This window comes from uncultured Clostridium sp. (assembly GCF_947072515.1).
Taxonomy (GTDB): domain Bacteria; phylum Bacillota; class Clostridia; order Clostridiales; family Clostridiaceae; genus Clostridium.
In genome coordinates this window covers 1-18,331 of record NZ_CAMTIG010000059.1, presented here as the reverse complement: position 1 = coordinate 18,331, position 18,331 = coordinate 1, and the positions used below count along the sequence as shown (strand labels likewise).

General features: G+C 25.3%; 17 protein-coding genes. 2 read left to right on the top strand and 15 right to left on the bottom strand.

Translation table 11 applies throughout. The features are described from left to right. Positions 1 to 82: 82 nt before the first annotated feature. Positions 83 to 1,459: a D-alanyl-D-alanine carboxypeptidase gene (locus Q0W06_RS16065; protein ID WP_297637984.1), complete on the bottom strand. Its 1,377-nt coding sequence runs from the start codon at positions 1,457 to 1,459 to the stop codon at positions 83 to 85. A 217-nt stretch (positions 1,460 to 1,676) separates the two neighbouring features. Continuing rightward, a complete protein-coding gene (locus Q0W06_RS16060) occupies positions 1,677 to 3,218 on the bottom strand; it encodes a hypothetical protein (RefSeq protein ID WP_297637981.1) in 1,542 nt (513 codons plus the stop codon). Between the two features lie 1,043 nt (positions 3,219 to 4,261). On the opposite strand from Q0W06_RS16060, the gene Q0W06_RS16055 reads away from it, so the two are divergent. After that, positions 4,262 to 5,551: a hypothetical protein gene (locus Q0W06_RS16055; protein ID WP_297637979.1), complete on the top strand. Its 1,290-nt coding sequence runs from the start codon at positions 4,262 to 4,264 to the stop codon at positions 5,549 to 5,551. A 177-nt stretch (positions 5,552 to 5,728) separates the two neighbouring features. After that, positions 5,729 to 6,364, top strand: a complete 636-nt coding sequence (locus Q0W06_RS16050; RefSeq protein ID WP_297637977.1) for an ABC transporter ATP-binding protein — start codon at positions 5,729 to 5,731, stop codon at positions 6,362 to 6,364. A 72-nt stretch (positions 6,365 to 6,436) separates the two neighbouring features. On the opposite strand, the gene Q0W06_RS16045 is transcribed toward Q0W06_RS16050, so the two are convergent. The 13 genes from Q0W06_RS16045 to Q0W06_RS15985 all read right to left on the bottom strand — a co-directional run bounded on the left by Q0W06_RS16045 (position 6,437) and on the right by Q0W06_RS15985 (position 18,172). Next, complete coding sequence (locus Q0W06_RS16045; protein WP_297637976.1) at positions 6,437 to 6,979, bottom strand: site-specific integrase; 543 nt, start codon at positions 6,977 to 6,979, stop codon at positions 6,437 to 6,439. Positions 6,980 to 7,626: 647 nt separating this feature from the next. Further along, positions 7,627 to 8,346 (bottom strand): hypothetical protein, encoded by a 720-nt coding sequence (locus Q0W06_RS16040; RefSeq protein ID WP_297637975.1) that lies wholly within the window; start codon positions 8,344 to 8,346, stop codon positions 7,627 to 7,629. Further along, positions 8,339 to 9,091: a ParA family protein gene (locus Q0W06_RS16035; protein ID WP_297637974.1), complete on the bottom strand. Its 753-nt coding sequence runs from the start codon at positions 9,089 to 9,091 to the stop codon at positions 8,339 to 8,341. Before Q0W06_RS16035 ends, Q0W06_RS16040 begins: the two co-directional genes overlap by 8 nt. After that, positions 9,088 to 9,351, bottom strand: a complete 264-nt coding sequence (locus Q0W06_RS16030; RefSeq protein ID WP_297637973.1) for a TIGR04540 family protein — start codon at positions 9,349 to 9,351, stop codon at positions 9,088 to 9,090. The genes Q0W06_RS16035 and Q0W06_RS16030 overlap by 4 nt, the downstream gene beginning before the upstream one ends. 279 nt (positions 9,352 to 9,630) lie before the next feature. Further along, complete coding sequence (locus Q0W06_RS16025) at positions 9,631 to 10,869, bottom strand: U32 family peptidase (protein WP_297637972.1); 1,239 nt, start codon at positions 10,867 to 10,869, stop codon at positions 9,631 to 9,633. Between the two features lie 193 nt (positions 10,870 to 11,062). After that, positions 11,063 to 11,653, bottom strand: a complete 591-nt coding sequence (locus Q0W06_RS16020; protein WP_297637970.1) for a DNRLRE domain-containing protein — start codon at positions 11,651 to 11,653, stop codon at positions 11,063 to 11,065. A 4-nt stretch (positions 11,654 to 11,657) separates the two neighbouring features. Continuing rightward, a complete protein-coding gene (locus Q0W06_RS16015) occupies positions 11,658 to 11,975 on the bottom strand; it encodes a hypothetical protein (RefSeq protein WP_297637968.1) in 318 nt (105 codons plus the stop codon). 17 nt (positions 11,976 to 11,992) lie between these two features. Then, complete coding sequence (locus Q0W06_RS16010; RefSeq protein WP_297637966.1) at positions 11,993 to 12,355, bottom strand: hypothetical protein; 363 nt, start codon at positions 12,353 to 12,355, stop codon at positions 11,993 to 11,995. Next, complete coding sequence (locus Q0W06_RS16005; RefSeq protein ID WP_297637964.1) at positions 12,294 to 12,626, bottom strand: hypothetical protein; 333 nt, start codon at positions 12,624 to 12,626, stop codon at positions 12,294 to 12,296. Before Q0W06_RS16005 ends, Q0W06_RS16010 begins: the two co-directional genes overlap by 62 nt. Positions 12,627 to 12,813: 187 nt before the next feature. Further along, positions 12,814 to 13,155 carry a hypothetical protein gene (locus Q0W06_RS16000; protein WP_297637962.1) on the bottom strand — a complete coding sequence of 114 codons (342 nt, stop codon included), beginning with the start codon at positions 13,153 to 13,155 and terminating at the stop codon, positions 12,814 to 12,816. Between the two features lie 151 nt (positions 13,156 to 13,306). Further along, positions 13,307 to 14,743 carry a glycosyltransferase family 2 protein gene (locus Q0W06_RS15995; RefSeq protein WP_297637961.1) on the bottom strand — a complete coding sequence of 479 codons (1,437 nt, stop codon included), beginning with the start codon at positions 14,741 to 14,743 and terminating at the stop codon, positions 13,307 to 13,309. Next, positions 14,736 to 16,697, bottom strand: a complete 1,962-nt coding sequence (locus tag Q0W06_RS15990; RefSeq protein ID WP_297637960.1) for a glycosyltransferase — start codon at positions 16,695 to 16,697, stop codon at positions 14,736 to 14,738. Before Q0W06_RS15990 ends, Q0W06_RS15995 begins: the two co-directional genes overlap by 8 nt. Further along, positions 16,694 to 18,172, bottom strand: coding sequence for a glycosyltransferase (locus tag Q0W06_RS15985; protein WP_297637959.1), 1,479 nt, complete (start codon positions 18,170 to 18,172; stop codon positions 16,694 to 16,696). The genes Q0W06_RS15990 and Q0W06_RS15985 overlap by 4 nt, the downstream gene beginning before the upstream one ends. Positions 18,173 to 18,331 lie beyond the last annotated feature (159 nt).

Here is an 18,331-nt window from a genome sequence, read left to right as displayed (position 1 = left end):
TAAAATAAAGGACTTTTTCAATTTTGAAAAAGTCCTTTGTCTACAAGCTGAAATGCCTCCTAAATTTATAGGAGGCATTTTTTTATCTATTCATTTTTTTATTAGGGTTATTTCCTTTATTTTTGTTATTACTATTCTTTTTTAATTTTCTTTTCTTTTTTCTTCTTGATATATTAATATCTCTAATTAACATTAATATAAATGCTAATGCAGCAATAATAGCTATTATTAAAAGCACATATGCAAATATTAATGGTCCTATTAATTGACCTATACTTACTTGTGGTGTAACTGCATAATCTTTAGAATATTTTAATTCATTAAATTTAACATTAACCTTACTCTTATTAAATATGCAATCCCAAGCACTTAATTTATTAGTATCCATAGTAACATTACTAAAGTTATTATTTTCAGGATTATTATAGTACATAATATTATCTTTTAAAACCATAGGAACCTTTATAGTTCTTGTTGGTCCAAAGAATCCAAATAATTTATATGTTAAAATTGGATCAAAAATTTGAGTTCCTGCTTCTTCATATACTTGTTGAGTTGCCACATTATAGCTATAGTCCATAATTTTTTTCATATCACTATACATTTCAGGGCTGTTTAAAATATTAGTCGAATCCATAACTACTCCAACAATAGTTTTCCCGTTTCTAACATCAATATTAAATAAACAACTATGTGCTTGATCTGTATAACCAGTCTTTCCTGCTACATTTCCATCTTTTCCAAGATTACTATTTCTATTATTTATAGTTATCATCTTGTCACTATTTTGGAAATTAATTGTGGCAGTTTTTGTTCCCATAGTTTCTCTTGACCATGGAATACTATATGGTAATTGACCTATTATAGCTAAATCATATGCTGTTGTATAATGATCAGGATTTTGTAATCCATTAGGATTCATAAAATGCGTTCCTTTTAATCCTAATTTTTGAACTTCATCATTCATCATCTTCACAAAATTATCTTTACTTCCACCAACATAATCTGCAATCATATATGCACTATCATTTGCTGAATATAAAAGTAATGCATCCATTACATATTTCGCTAGCATTGTTTCACCAACATAAACTGGTCCAAAATTTTTCCCAAGTGAAAATGCTGGTTGTTCTTCGGCAGATTCAGTATATGGAATGATACTATCTGGTGTTGCATTTTTTGCGAAAAGATAGGCTGTCATAAGCTTAGTTAAACTTGCTGGATACCTTTTTGCATTTGCATCCTTAGAATAAATTACTTCATTGCTTCCTAAAACCATTGTTATAGCAGATTTACCTATAATGCTTGGAAACTCAGGAGTTTTAGCTCCTACTTTTAAACTATTTTGAACTAATTCAGTATTAGATGGTAATATTGTTTCTGATGGAAAGTTCACAATTATAAGTCCAATAGAAATAATAAATACTAAAACCACTACTAAATATTTACCTTTTTTCATTCCGTTGCTCCTTCATAATTTTCTATAACCCTATAACTAAAGCATAGCTTAAGGCATAACTAATTATACAAAGAAAATTCTACTAAAAGATAACGAAAAAGATAATTAATAAATATTTAAAATATCATAAACACTAGTAACCATCACTTATAAGAGTGGGCAAGGCGAGGACGCCTGCACAAACATTAATATATAGATACTAAGTTTCAGTTGTACATTAACTAATATTATGCTTTTGTATTTTTGTAATTTTAGTTTCTTTAGTTCGATATTTTAAGTATTCTCTTATTAAATTATTGTCAATTTGGCCAGTTTTCCATTCATTTAATAATTTTGATACTGCTTGTTGAGTTATACTCAATATATTTGCTATTTCTCTTTGCTTCATTCCTGATTTAGTAAGATTTAAAACAGATATTAAGTTTTCTAATTTAGCTTGTTGTCTTTTAGTCAATCCATTAGAATTTCTAGAAAGTTTTTTACTTCTTTCTTTATTCCACTCATTTCTATAATCTTTTGAACGTCTATTTTTTTCTTTAACTGAAATTATTGTACTTAATGTTGTCATTTCACTTTCAGTTATTTCTAAAAGTTTTATAAGTTTTTTATTTGAATATACGTAACAACCATTTTCTTTAAAAAATTTACTCATAGGTGGCTTATCCTCTAGCCTAATGTATTGATCAAAAGTTTTTGCCCAAAGTATATATGCAGTCTCAGCTGATTTGGTCGCTTTTATAACTTCACTCTCTGAAAGAGGATTTTGAAATTGAGAGTTGAAATTCATAGTACTTTCAAGTGCTTCTTTTTCATTTTTTATGAAAAGACATGAATAGTATCTATATAAAAAGGTCATTAATTCTCTTGATCCAGTACAATGTCCATTTCTAATTTTTTGAAGATTTATTAAGTCATTCATTCTTGAATAATGTAATGTGTGTAAATTATAAAGAGAAATTTCTTTTGTCTTTATAATTTTTTTCTTTTGAGTAGTATTTCGTGTATTTTTCCATTCATCTTTATTTGTATTTAACTTTGGTAAAAAAACTTCTGCCATATAAGGAATATTATATCTTTTTATATGTTCACCTAAATTTATTTCAAATTTAAATTTTTCATTAGAGTTAAAAACAACTCGTGCTCTTCTACCTGTTTTAGAATTAATAGTTCCTGGTAATCTTAAAACATGAACAGCATCTGAGCTTAATGGATCTGCTCCATATTTATGGAATTTTTTTACTAAAGAATCTTGAATTCTTTGCCAAATTGGTAAAGCATTTTTAGTTGCTGATTCTATAAGATAAAATATATACATTCCATTTCCACTATCTACAAATAATGAGGGTTCTACAGTATCAAAATGACCTTCTCGTCTCATAATCTTAATCATTTCTTCTGTACTTTTCCCTTTATATTTTTTTATTTTATAATAATCTATATCTACCCAAAAAGCATGTAAATGCCTTATATTCTTAATTTGTCTTATTGGTGAAAGCATTGAATTTATTGATATGTAAACATCTTTAAAATCCATAAGCTTTTCAATTTTTTCTAGAAGTTTAAAATTGCTTATATGCCATTGAGTAAATTTTAAATTTTCATCCTTTACTCCAATTGCTGTATAACCATCTTTTTTTTCTTTTATACAATTAATTTCTATTTTTGCATCCTCAATTTTTCTTGAAGAAATTAAAGGTGTACTATTAGAAACTAACGCATTTTTTATAGAATTAAGGCTTAAAGTCTTAATTTCTTCCATAAAAAAGACACCTCCTATTACTTAGGGGTGTTTCAACATATACTAAATATACTAAATTTAAGATTTTTAATTTTTTATAAGATAATAAGGCTATTTTATACATAAAATATCCCTTTAATACCTTTGGAATTAAAATCTATAATTTAGATTATTATTAAAATATATTGAAACACTAAGTTTATTTTAGATAGCTCAGAGCCTGAGAAACTTTTTTGCTATCTTTAGATAAGATTATAACATTAAAATTCTCTAATATGCAACAGAAATTTCAAAAAAAATTTTCGCATCAAATCCAGTGTTTATGCCGCTTGCAATAGGTTCTTACACAAGCAGAATTGTTTTTATTTTCACTTACTTCTATGTAAGTATTTATGTTTACATAACTACTTATACATACATCACTACTTACATATATAATTCTGTTTATGTATTTTTAGTCGTAAACAAAAATATCATTATTTATGATTATAAATTCGTAAATATTTATGTAGGCTTTTTCGTACACCTACTGAAAATACAAGCCTTTCATGATTTTTATATATTTCTGTTATATAAATTTAAATTTCAAATTTATATCTTTTTCAAAAAAATATATAAATCTCTTGACTATTTTTAAAAATAAACTTATAATCTAAATATAAAATATCGGTTATGAAACACTAAGTTTTTATAAAGAAATTGTGAGCCTGAGAAACTTTTACAATTCTTTCAACTGAAAAGTAAAGCAACAACATTTTAAAATAATGTTGTTGCTTTTGCTTTTTTAAAAATTTTTTTAATAAATATTATTATTTCTTATAAGATTATCTATACTTCTTAAAATTTAATTTCAAATTTATTTTCCAAAATAGATTAGTATATAATTTGAAACCTTTTATAAAATCAGTATTACTAAAGATAAATATCATCCTTTATTTAAATATATATTTTTATTTTTAAAATCATTCAATTAAATTCCATTAATTTACTTCTATTATTTAAAATGGTAAAATTAAGTAAGTAATATTATTTTAAAAACTATATTTACCTAAAGGGGGACTCTTATGGAAGCTTTCAAGCTAACACTACTTCTATTAAATCGTGATAAAAAAAATTTATTTTTTTATCTCCTATCCTCAATATTAAGTTTTAGTATTTTATTTAGTATATTCACTATCATTTTCGATCCAAATCTTAGAGCACTTTTAAATGATGAACAATACATTATCCTTACCACATTAAGTTGCGTTGTTTTGTTTATGATAATTTCCGTTGGATATTATTCAAATACCTTTTTTATGAAAAAAAGAAAAAAGGAATTTGCAATTGAACTTATAAGTGGGCTTAGTTTAAACGGCCTAGCTTTTTCAATAGGCATTCTTAATCTTATTATTTCTTTAATATCATTAATAGGTGCATTTATTATTGGGACAAGTTTTTCTTATATATTAAGTAAATTTATCTATTCCTTTATCCATTTAGAATCTACTTTAATTTTAATAACTAAAGATGGGTTAGTCTCTACCTGTGCTATGCTATTTATAAATATCTTATTACTTTGCCTTTTAAATGTAGGATTAGGTTATCGAACTGAAATTTGTAATTTAATTCGCTCAAAAGAAACATCGGCTCAAAAAGTAAAATATTTGAAATATGATTTTTCTGAAAGCACAAGTACTATTTTTAAACTTCTCTCTTCTATATTTATAACTTGTTTAGCATTTATGCCATTATGTATAATATTGATTTCTAACACTATTGATGAATTACAAGTTTTAACAATTTTCTCATCAGTAGGAATATTTTTCTTTATATTTAAACTACTTCCAATTTTATTTGGGCAGCTAGGTAAAACCACACAAAGTAAAATAGATACAATTGTTTTTAAAAATCTTGTTGTTAATATTAAAAAAAATCGTGCTTCCCTAATTTCGGTATTGACTATTTCACTTTTTACAGTATATTTTTTAGGTGAATACTCAAGAAATAAATATCTTTCTGTTGCAGGAATAGGAATTTCTTTTCTTTTAGTCTTACTATTCCTATTAACTAGTTTATATTCTTTCAGTTCCTTAGGAAATTTAAAACTTAAAAATTTAAAGATTTTATTTTCTCTTGGATTTACTAAAAAAGATTTAGAAAAAATTATATTAAAAGAATCAATATTAAATACGATTTTACTTTGTTGTATACCATTTCTTTTAATATGCGTTAATATCTTCAAATTATTATCAATGAATCAAATTACTATTTCTATAGCATCTCTTATTTTCTTTATAATTATTTTAGCAATTTTAATTTCTTTTCTTGGAAGTTATTTGCTTTATAAAGATAAATTAAAAACTATTATATAAAGGAGGCTTTAAAATGAAAGAAATTATTGTTGTTGAAAATCTAACGAAAGAATATATTCTTTAAAGAAGAATGATTTAAATAAAGATATTTCTGAATCTGCTTCAGTTACTAAAAAAACAACTTTAGCTTTAAATAATATAAACTTCAAAATTTATGAAGGTGAATTTATTTCTATTATGGGTCCATCAGGATCAGGAAAATCTACTTTTGTAAATATGATTTCCACTATTGATTCTCCATCAAAGGGTAAAATCTTTATAAATGGAAAAAGAACAACTTCATTAAGTGAACATGCTATTAGCAAACTACGATTTGAAACTATAGGTTTTGTATTTCAAGAATTTAATCTTTTAGATAATTTAACTATTTTTGAAAATATTTCACTTCCTTTGAAGCTTGCTGGCATAGGTAAAGAATCAATTAATGATCGCGTAATAGAAATTGCTAATAAATTGAATGTATCTGAACTCTTGGAAAAATATCCTAATGAATGTTCTGGAGGACAAATTCAAAGATGTTCTATTGGTCGTGCTTTAATTAATAATCCTAAAATAATAATTGCAGATGAACCAACTGGAAATCTTGATTCCCAAAACTCTAAAAATATTTTGAAGCTTTTTAGAGACTTAAATGAAAAATTTGGGATTACTATTTTAATGGTTACTCATGATCCATTAACTGCTAGTTATTCAAAAAAAACAGTTAACATTAAAGATGGAAAAATTGAAAAAACTTTAAATAGAGAAAATAAAACTCAAAGAGAATATTTTAATTCTATATTACATCTTGTATCTGGCGATATTGATTTATAACCAAAAAAGAACTATCTAAATTTGATAGTTCTTTTTCTATGAGTGTATATTAAAAATATAATATAACTAATATTAAAGATAAAAATTCTGAATCGTTTTATCTTTCATATCATCATTTATTCCAATATATCGTAAAGTGATACTTGGGGAGGAATGATTAAAAATATCTTGAAGAATTGCAATATCTTTAAATTGACTATAATGAAAATATCCAAAAGTTTTTCTCATTGTGTGAGTACCAACTTCTTCTATCCCAACTTTTTTAGCTGCATCCGTAAGAATACGATAAGCTTGGATTCTTGTAATTGGACCATTTCCTTTTTTAGATGCAAATAAAAAATCATATTCACTTAACCCATATATAAATTTATCTAAATCCATTTTCAAATTTTGATTTATATAGAACCTTTTACTTTTTCTTGTTTTCTTTTCTACTATTGATATATGTGTTTTATTTTTCACATCACTTACTCTTAAATTCAAAATATCTGAAACTCTAAGTCCAGTATTTATTCCAGTTGTAAATAATAAATAATTTCTAAATCCAGTTTTTAGAAGTTCTCTTTTCATTCCTTCAATTTTTTCTCTATCTCTAATAGGTTGTACAAAATTCATTTTTTCACTCCTTTTATTATTAAAAAATGTAAAAAATCTTTCTTTCACATTCAAATCGATTTTAACAAAAAAATTTTTTCAAGTTTTTTTGCATACTATAAAAAGTACTTTCTTTAATTTATTTTTATTTTTTTCTTTTAAAATCGACATTGGCTTGTTTTCACTATTTTCAAGCCTTTTCATATCTATAAGCTTTTTATATTGTATAATAGTCATTTTTTCCTATTTGAAAATGACTAAATTATCGCTTAAATTTATGTTACTTTTTATGTAACCTATATATATATTATGTTACATTTATGTTTTTTTGTAAAGTGTTTTTTCTCTTCTCAAGCTAGTATTTAAGCCATTTCTTAGATGTCTTCACAAATGTAACACAATATTTATTGTGTTACATTAAATTCAAGTATATTTTTAGCAAGTTTACGCTATACTTAGCACTAAATCCGACTCGCTTTACATATATAATGAAAATATTACTTCTATGGAGTAATATTAATAATTTGCTTTTATTCTAAACAGCTTAGTTTTCATAAATATTTTTCTACAACTCAAATAATTATTGAGAATATAATAACTCCTTCTTAATTACTGATATATCAGTCTATTATTAAGAAGGAGTTGTATTATTGCATAAAATTATTCTATTATTTTTCTATCTCTAAGTTATCTAACGCTTGGTCAAGTAACAATTGAACCAATTTTGATTTTCCTATCCCAGACATTTTAGATACCTTTTCAATTTTACGTATTGTTTCTTGTTTAAGATAATAGGTTGCTCTTCTAGGAGCTTCTGGTTTTTCTTGCTTTTTTATTTTAATTTTTATTGTACCCGAATTACTAGTTGTAACTAACTCATCATCTTGAATAAAATCTTCAAATTCTTCTTCTTCATCAAGTTCATCTTCCTCATAAACTTCAATGACTTTTTTCTTTGGAGTATTCCTTTTTTTTCGTGGTTTTTTTACAACTATTTCTTCAATTTCTTCTTCAATTTCTTCTTCAATTTCTTCTTCAATTTCTTCTTCAAGATCATCCTCAAAATCATCTTCATTTTCTACAATTGATTGTACTTCAACTTTTTTTTCTGTTTTTACAACCACTGGTTCTGAAGCTTCTTTCACTTTAGAGTTTTTCGCCTCCGTTATAGGTATATCATTCTTCTTTTTTTCTGATTCTTTTTCTTTTTTAACTTCCTTTTTTTCTTCAGAAAGTTCTTCTTCTTTTGCATTGCCTTTGATATCTATAACTTCGGTATTAATCTTAGACTCTTTATCACTTTGCGTTTCTGCTTTTTGTCTTTTTGCTTGCATTTGTGCTTTTAGCATCTCAAAGTTTTGATTAATATCTTTTTTAGCTTTAGACAACGCGTTCCACCAACCTTTCAAGAACCTTGAAGAATTGTTCTGCAGATTCTTGATCATATTCAAATACTGTTTTCCCCATTTTACCTGCTTCAGTTATCTTAACTCTTCTATTTATTGGTTCTGTAACAACCCCTTCTTCACCAAAAAATTCGTGAAGAAATTTCAAATTTTCTTTAGCATCATTAGTTCTTTTATCATACATATTTGGAATTATAAGTGCTATTTTATCAGGTGTTAATCTTAGATCTGAAAGATATTCATAGATACTTCCGCAAGCTCTTACTGCAGCAGCTTCTACCTGTACTGGCATAATGATACTATCAACATAACAAAGTACAGCATCATTTATTTTTGTTCTTTGAGGTCCACAATCGACTATAACATAATCATAATCCATATTTTCAAGTCCTTTTAACTTTTCAGTTAAAATTAAATCAATACGAGTTTCTCTATAAAACTCCGAGTTTATTTCTTCAATATGAGAATTAGGAAGAAGATCTAAGCCCTCTCTAGCTTCTATTATACAATCTTCTATAGAAACATTATCTCGTCTGTTTACTAAATCAAAAAAAGTCTTTTTATACTCCGCTTCTTGTATACCTAAAAAAAGACTTGAATCATTTTGTCCATCTAAATCAACTAAAATCACTTTAAAACCCAGTTTAGCTAATCCATGAGAAAGTTGAACAGCAACAGTGCTTTTCCCAACTCCACCTTTGTTATTCAGAACTGCTATCTTCTTCATTTTTCTCCCCCCTTTGAATTTTTATTTATTATGTTATTTAAAATGTCTAATCTTGCTTTCCCTAATATTTGCTTTGGCTTTTGTGCAATCTCATCGCCTTTATAAAACTTTGTTTTATTTGCTTCTATAACTGAGAATATCTTTTCCTCTAATTCTGCATCTTGAACTTTATTTTGAAAATACGCATCTATATAATCTCTTAAAGCATAACCGAGCTCTAATTGATTTTTGTAATAAAGTCTTATATCGCTTCTTTGCATAATTTTCTTTACTCCTCTCACTATTTTCAGAACTAAACTTAACTAATTCTTATATTTAAAATTAACTTTTTTTTAACTACCTTTTACCTTATTTTATACTAAAATCATCTTAAATTCAAATAAAATTTATAACAATTTGAACTATTTTTATACATTCTTTATACTTATCTTTACTTATATATATACATATTTTAATCTAATTATAACTTTATCTCATATAAAAAAAGAGTTGTTTTTCAACAACTCTTCTATAAAATTACTTTTTTATTTTTTTATATTCTATTTTTTTACTTTTGCTCTAAAGAAATCATCTTCCTCTAATTTAAACGGAGTTTTTATTTTGAAAATCATATTTGGATGTTGACACATTTCAATTTCTTTTCCATTCTCATCAAAGATTTCTTCTGCTACAAAACTTTGATTATAAGTTCCTGGTGATAGTATTTCTAGTGTTTCACCTTTTACAAATTTATTTCTCTGTTTGCATGTTGCTATACCTGTTTTTTCATCATAAGAAAGAACTCTAGCTACCATGTCATAATCTTTTATGTGGAAATTACTATCATATATTATTCCCTCTGATTGTGGCTTATTAAAGAAGAATCCTGTTCCATATTGTCTATGATTAACTTTATATAATTCTTCTTTTAAGTCTTTAGGTAATTTATAATTTTCTGGATCTTGATAATAAAGATCTATTGCTTGTCTATATGCATTGACAACTATTGCAACATAATATTCGCTTTTATTTCTTCCTTCTATCTTTAAGGAAGATATTCCTGCATTTAAAAGTTCAGGTAAATATTCTATCATAGCTAAATCTTTTGAATTCATTATATATGTACCGTTTTGATCTTCTTCTATTGGAAAATATTCATTTGGTCTTTTTTCTTCAACTAGTGCATAATTCCATCTACAAGATTGACTACATGCGCCTAAATTAGAATTTCTTCCTGACATATAACTAGATAAAAGACATCTTCCTGAATATGCTATACACATAGAACCATGTACAAATGTTTCTAACTCAAGTTCAGGACTAATATTTTCTCTTATAGTTTTTATTTCATCTAAAGAAACTTCCCTTGCTAAAACAACTCTTTCAGCGCCTAAAGATTCCCACATATTACAAGCTTCATAATTTAAAGTATTAGCTTGTGTACTTATATGAATTGCTAAATTTGAATGCTTCTTCACCATTCCTAGAACACCTAAATCTGAAACTAAAACTGCATCAACTCCTGCTTCTTCTAGTTCCTTTAAAAATGGTGGTATTTTATCCAATCCTTCATTTCTTGGCATTACATTTAAAGTACAGTATATTTTTTTTCCTAAACTATGAGCAAGTTCTGCTCCTTCTTTAATTTCTTCAAATGTAAAATTTTGTGCTGCTGCTCTTAAAGAAAAATCTTTCCCTCCAAAATATACAGCATCTGCTCCATATTTAAATGCTATTTTTAACTTTTCTAGACTTCCAGCTGGTGCTAATAGTTCAGGTTTTTTAAATTTAATTGTCATTAAAATTTCCTCACTTTATCTATATTTAATAACTTTTATTATAGTGAATGAAAAGAGTTTTTACAATATTTTTGTTTCTGAAGAAGCTTTTTTATGAATATAAAGTGATATTTTTATATTTAAAATACTTATATAATATCTTAATTTTATATTTAAAATAGAAAAAAGCCTAAAGAAAAATCTGTTACTAAACTCATTCTCCTTTAAGCTTTATTTTTACTGGTAATTTTATACTTGGTTTTATTATATCTGGACAATTTGGATTTATTTTATCCTCTTTATATTCAACTCTTAGAAATGGATAATCTAAGCCATTATCTCCATTTCCATTAAATTCTATATAACTACTTTTTCTTTTTCCTCTGATAAATATTCCTCTATTCTCTAAACACCCATCATTCCATTTTTTAACTATCTCAGTAATATCAATTTCTACATATCCTAAATTTTTCTTAACTTCAAAATCCTTCAACATCTTCTCTTCTAGTTCTATAGTATTTGTATAATAATAACTATATTTTCCTACATACTCCATTGTTGGTACAATACTATAAACAAATTTACTATTTTCATCAGTATCTATTCTTATAGGCACTTTAAATAGTATTAAACTGGCTTTCACAACTTCTTTATCGCTTCCGATTTCCGAAATATCAAAATATAAATAGCTCCAATATCTAATACATTTTTCAATACCAATTTTAATATTTTGATATTCTTCTCCTTTCCGACATTTATGTGAAAAAACAATATTTTTCGTACACTTTAAATCAATACTTTCCATTTTATCACCTATTTATAAATATTCCTTCTGCTTCACATTCTATAGCACTTGCATCATTTATATCTCCCCATACTATGGCCGATATCTTTATTGTCATGGTATCTACATTTTTGTAAATTTCTGCAAATTCATATATATTTTGTTCTTGAAGCCCTGTCAATACATTTATTGAATTTACAATCATCTTTGTTTTTAGTAACAAATTATATTTTTTTAATATATCCATTATTCCTGATATGTCAACATCAAGCTCTACTGATGTTGTTGGCATTCCACTCCCATTATTTGCTATATTGGGAATTATATTTACTTGCATCCCCATGCTTCTCCTCCTATCTTTTAAATAATATTAGTAATAGTTGCAATTATTTCTATATCCTCTTGTTTTATATTTTCTACTAATCCTATATTTCCAAGAAATATAATATTATTATTAGGTATTTCAGAAATTTTATATATATTTGAATAGCTATAATTATTACTTTTAATTTTTAAAATTATATCTAACTTAAAACTTCCACTTGAATTTTTATCAATTATATTGTTAGTATCTATTTGTATAGTTTCAATATTAGATACTTCTCCAAGGCCCTCAATTTGTTTCTCATAATTAATTTCTTGATCTGAGATTATTATTTTATTATTTGCCAATGAAATATACATAGAAATTGCTACTTGTGTTGATTTTTCTGCTGTCATCATAGTCACCTTCATAATAACCGTATTGTATTATTCTATTATCAATAATTTCTGATATATTATAATAATTTATTAAAGTAATACTACTTGTCATAGCTGTTGCATTTATGAATACAGGAATTTCTAAATTAGTTTCCATAAAAATTCTATTTCCAATATTAGTTTCTAAATAACTTTCTAGACTACTTAAATCAGCAACCACTTCTAAATTATACGATACTACCCCAGAATTTATTATAGTATTTTGTTTATTCAAATTAATTTCTATTCCCAATTTCATGCCTCCTTGTGTAATAGAACTATATCTTTAATATAAAAATATAATTTTATTTCTACAACTATTGCATTTATCATTATATTTTTATTTAACTGCTTCTAGCTAATTTATAAAACAATTCAAATTTAAAAGAACTAATATTAAGGAATCCTTAATATTCACTTTAATATTAGTTCTTATTCTTTTAAGCTATAGTTGCTTTATATATTTTAGCTGAAATAGGTGTAGTAAAGAATGCATTAACAGCAGCTTGATCAGCAAAAACGTGTCCATCTGGATAATAAGTTCCTAAAAGAAGAGGACCAGATGTTCCATCAATTGTTCCTGCAACTAAAACTTGTGCAAGTGTTTGAGCTCCATTTCCATCAACCCAACTTAATTCAATAGTTGCACCATTAACTACTGTAATAGCTTTTCCATTTGGAGCTGCTATAGCTATATCGATTCCCATATTATCTCCTAAGCCTGAAAGTTGAGTAACAACATCTGCATCTAATACTGAATAATTTTGATTTAAATTTGCCATTCTTTTATCCTCCGTTTTTAATTTAATCTAAAACTTATACTATATAATATTAATTTTTTTAAACTTTGCTACTAGTTTTACTTAATTTTTTATATTTCATCTTAAAACTTTATTTAAATCTATTAAATCAACCTCTACCCATAAATTATATTTAATCATTTAATACTATAATGTTTTCTCTAGATGTCTTATACTTAGAATTATATTTTTCTTCAAATAACAAAAGAGTCTCTTTTAATACAATTTCTGTTTTTGCTACTCTAATAGTTTCATAAATATTTTCCTCTTCATCTAAAGCAATTGATTTTATTAAATCATCATTATTTTTATTAATCAATTCTATAGTTTTTACAAACCAAGAGAATTCCATAAACTCTGAATCTTTAAAATAAAATGTATACATACCTCCTTTTATATTTTCTAAAACCTCTTCTTCTGTTTTACATCCAATACAAAAATATTGCTCTCCTTCTTTTAAGATTTTATCATTTTGTGAAAATAATATAATATTCTCACAAAACTCATTAACTTTAGGAATATTACTTTCTATCTTTAAAGCCTCTTCATAATTAATTACTATAGACAATAATTGTTTATTAAACTCTATTGATTTAGTAGTTAACTCACTTAAAAGTTTTTTACTATTAATCAGAGAATCTAATCTAAAATTTGGATAATTCAAAGTTTTATTGTTGCTATAATAATATTCAATATCCTTTAAAGCTTTTGTATATTTACCTGCACTATAAAAAGCATTCCCTCTTAAAAAATGTAAATCTCTAAAATTCGGATATTCATCTAAAAATAGCGTACTTATCATAATAGCATCCTTAAACCTTTTTTCATCTATCAAAGTCTTTGTTAAATATATAGATAAATGTTGCCTATATCCATTATTAGTCCCTTCTGTATTCATTGCTAATATATAATATTTAATTGCATTTTTATTATCTCTTGCTCTTAAATATTCACTTGCTAAATTATAATAAAAAAAACCATCTTTTTCGTTTTCATCATATTTTTCATAGATTCTAAAATTTCTTTTTTGTTTTTCTACTATATTACATTCATTCCCATCATAGCCTAAATGATAAATTTGAAGAGGCATACTACCAATTTCACTTTCTGTATTCTCTTTTAATATACACTCTAATATTTGTTCGTGAATCTTTCCATTAAATCTATAATGACTTTTATTTTTGAAAATTCTAAAACTCTGATTTTCTAAAGTTTCTTTTTTATCAATAATATTAGTTAATACTATATTATATCCCTCATATCTATCATCTAATTGCTTTTTTAAATTTCTCCATTCTTTCCCTACTAAATATTCATCACAATCTATATATAATATATATTCTTTAGTTGCATAATCTAAAGCTTTATTTCTTGCTTTTGAAAAGTCATCTTCCCATTTTTCAAAGTATACTTTAACTCCAAACCGTTTTGCTATTTCTACTGTTTTATCTGCTGAACCTGTATCTACTAAAATTATTTCATCAACTATATTCTCAAGACTCTCTAAACACCTTTCTAAGGATTTTTCTTCATTCTTAGCAATAATACATGCTGATATAGTTTTATTCATTTTCACTCCACCTCACAAGCCTAGGATTAGGATCTAATATAGATGCATATTGATTTACATTTCCATAAATACCTTGTGGATCATGCTTCTTATATCTTGCATACTTTTTTAATCTATCTTCTTGTCTCATCCATCCATAATGCTTAAGTCTATATTTAGATATTGAAGTATTTAATTCTAAGACATTATTAGGTAATCTTCCACAATGAACTGGATTTTCAATCCATGTATAATTAAAATCTTTTTGATATCTAGTTAAAAATGTTCTATAAGTAAAATGAGCTTTCCAATTAGCATCTTCTCTAAAGTTATTTTCATCCCAAAAATCATATAATCTAAAAGCATATGCATCACACCATGGATCAGAGTCAATTAACTCCAATATATTTTCTTCAAAAGCATCCTCAAAAACTTCATCTGCATCTAAACTTAAAATCCAATCAGGACTTGTTTTTATTGTCTCATTCCATTGGCGTTTTCTTAAATTTACTTCATTTAAAAACATACTTTGATTATTTTCAATAAGTTTTAAATCAATATCTCCTAATATATCTTTTATAATTTCTTTCGTTCTATCTGTACTTCCATCATCTATAATAACTGCATTCGTTATATATTTTTTATTTTGATTTAAAACTCTTTCTAAATATCTTCCTTCCTCATTCTTTACAATCATTGAAAGCGTTAATTTATTTTTTTCTTTTACTTTTCTTATATAAGGTGTTTCTAATATCTTCTCTTTCTTTTCTTCAACTAAAGATTCAATTTTCCATTCACTCTTTTCCTTTTTAAAGAATGCAATCTTTTCGTCTTCTTTGCTAAAACTATAATTATTCTTAATACCATTTATTATTATTTTATATTTAATAGCTACTCTATCTTTTACTTCAAAGAACATTATTTTCCAGTCAGCTACTTTATAAATAGAAGTTATTTTAAATTGTTTTATAGACATCTCTTCTCTAGCTCTAATCTTCTGTAATCTTTCCCCTTCTCTTTTATAAAAAAATTTCATCCAATCATAAGAAATACTCTCTTTATAAGAAAATTTATAATATTCATCTAAAAAAGCAGTTAATTTTTCTGATAATTTATATCCTAAAATATCATAATTTCTTTTTTTAGCATCCTCTTTAAATTTTTCTACTCCTTTTAAATTATCCTTTCTATAAATATGATATGCTGGATAGTTTGTATCTACATATAACTCAAATCCATAAGCTACAGCTCGTACACAGAAAAACCTATCTTCACCCCAGAAAGAAAGATTATACATTTCATCAAAATTAACTCCTTTTAATAAAGGTTCCCTTTTTATTAAGGTACATGCCCCTAAACCACCAACTCTATAAACTCCTGGTTTCTTTAGCATAATTAAGAACTGTTTAGTTTCATCATCAATTTCTTTTCTAGTTTTAGGCTCATTCATCTTTGCATCATGCATAGTATAAGCATCCTTTAACCATACTTGAGGCAATTCATCTCCATCAGGACTCCACTTAGTCCAGAATATATTCGATATAATATCTTTATCCTTTGAAACTAATGATTTTAACGCTAATGGATGAAGTACTATATCCGAATCTATAAAAAATAAATAATCATATTCATTTTCTAAAAAATATTTTATAATTGAATTTTTAAACATTGTTACTTTAGCTACTAAATCATTATTCCATCTATGGGTATAATCATCACAAAAATATTCTTCGCTACTACAATTTTCAATATTCAATATAGTTACATTTTTAATTTTATTTTGAAATTCTTCTAAAAGTTTTTTAGATTCTAACTCCTTATTATCATCTATAAAGCAATATCCTACATCAAACATTTCTTTTTCTACTTCTTCTAAGGATATTAAAAATTCTTTTAATATTAAATTATTTTGACAGATAGGACTTCCAATTAAAATCTTCTTATTTTTAAAGTTTTCACATCCTAAATTTATCATACATCCCTCCTAAAAAAATTCTCGTAAATTGTTATATCTATCTCTTTAACTAGATATTTTTCAATATTTTTTTGTATTTTAGCTTCTAATAAATTCTTATAAATAATTCTTTCTTCAATTTTCACATTATTATTTACTCTATCTAATATATCTACTTTAAATATACACTTTTCATCTTCTAATATACTAGCTAGAAACTCTTGTTGATTATATGGAATTACTTCTGAATTTTTTAATATTAAAATCCACTTTGTACTAAATTCCTTCAAAATATTTTCTTCTATATCCTCTTCAGTACATTTAATTATTTTAGCTCCTATATTTAAACATTCTTTAAAAATTTCTATATCATTTTCTTTATTCGATATATTAAATACTATAATTTCTTCCGCTAATTCTCCTATATTTTTTATAGAATCTAGTAAATACCTATCTACTTTATCAACTATAAATGCACATCCTATTAAAAACTTAGATTTATTTACTATTCCACCATCTAATTGTTTTAATATCTGACTTATATTATATATTTTGTCATATCTATTATTTGGATACCCATAGCTTGAATCTTTATTGATAAAATAAAAATTTAAATATTCTTTAGCTTTACTATATCTCCCACATTCAATAGAACAAATCATTCCTAAGAAATACATATCTTTAAAATCAGATAACTCCTTCTTATAATATTCTAATATCCTAATTCCTTCACTGAACCTTTTTATTGCTGAATATGCTTTTATAGTATTTAACACTAAATATGGAAAATAAATATGTTTACTCTTCTTATAGTTTGTAATCGCTAATGATTTTTCATACATTTCTATTGCATCTTCATATTGATTTATTCGTCCATACTCATTTCCTAAAGCATAGTAATAATATCCATCTTTTTTATTTTCATCATATGAAAGTAAAATTTCTAAATTTCTTTTACTCTTAATAGAAATATCAACTGCTTCTTCATCATAACCGTAATGGAATATTCTAATCTCAGTAGGTACTATAATTCCCTTTTTAGCATTTTCTATAGAATCTATAATTTGTTCATGTAATGCACCCTTAAATCTATATTCTGGTCTGTTTTTAAATGCTCTTAACACTACAGCACTTCCTATATCTTTTCCCTTAATAAAATTTATCAGCTTAAAAAAATAAGCCTCAGCATTTTCTTCTTTTCTCATTCTATTTTTTAGTCTTAATAAATCTTCTCTAGGGATTTCTTCATCTGCATCTAAAAAAAGTATCCACTCACCAGTAGCATTATCTATTGATACATTCCTTGCCTTTGAAAAATCGTTACACCACTTAAAATCTATGATTTTACAATTAAAATCAGATGCTATTTCCTTTGTTTTGTCAGTAGATCCTGTATCTACTACTACTATTTCATCTACCTCTCCTTTAATACTATTTAGACATCTAGGAAGGTTTTCTTCTTCATTTTTTACAATAAGACATACACTTAACTTCATAAAACACACTCCTTTATTCTATAATTAAATATATGCATAAACGTTATATACGTTATAAATTAAGCTCTTAAAATAAATCTATTTAGAAAAGATTCTTTTAATACATCTATTTCTATAATTTTTATACGTAAAAAGAGCTACCTTTTAAAAGGTAGCTCT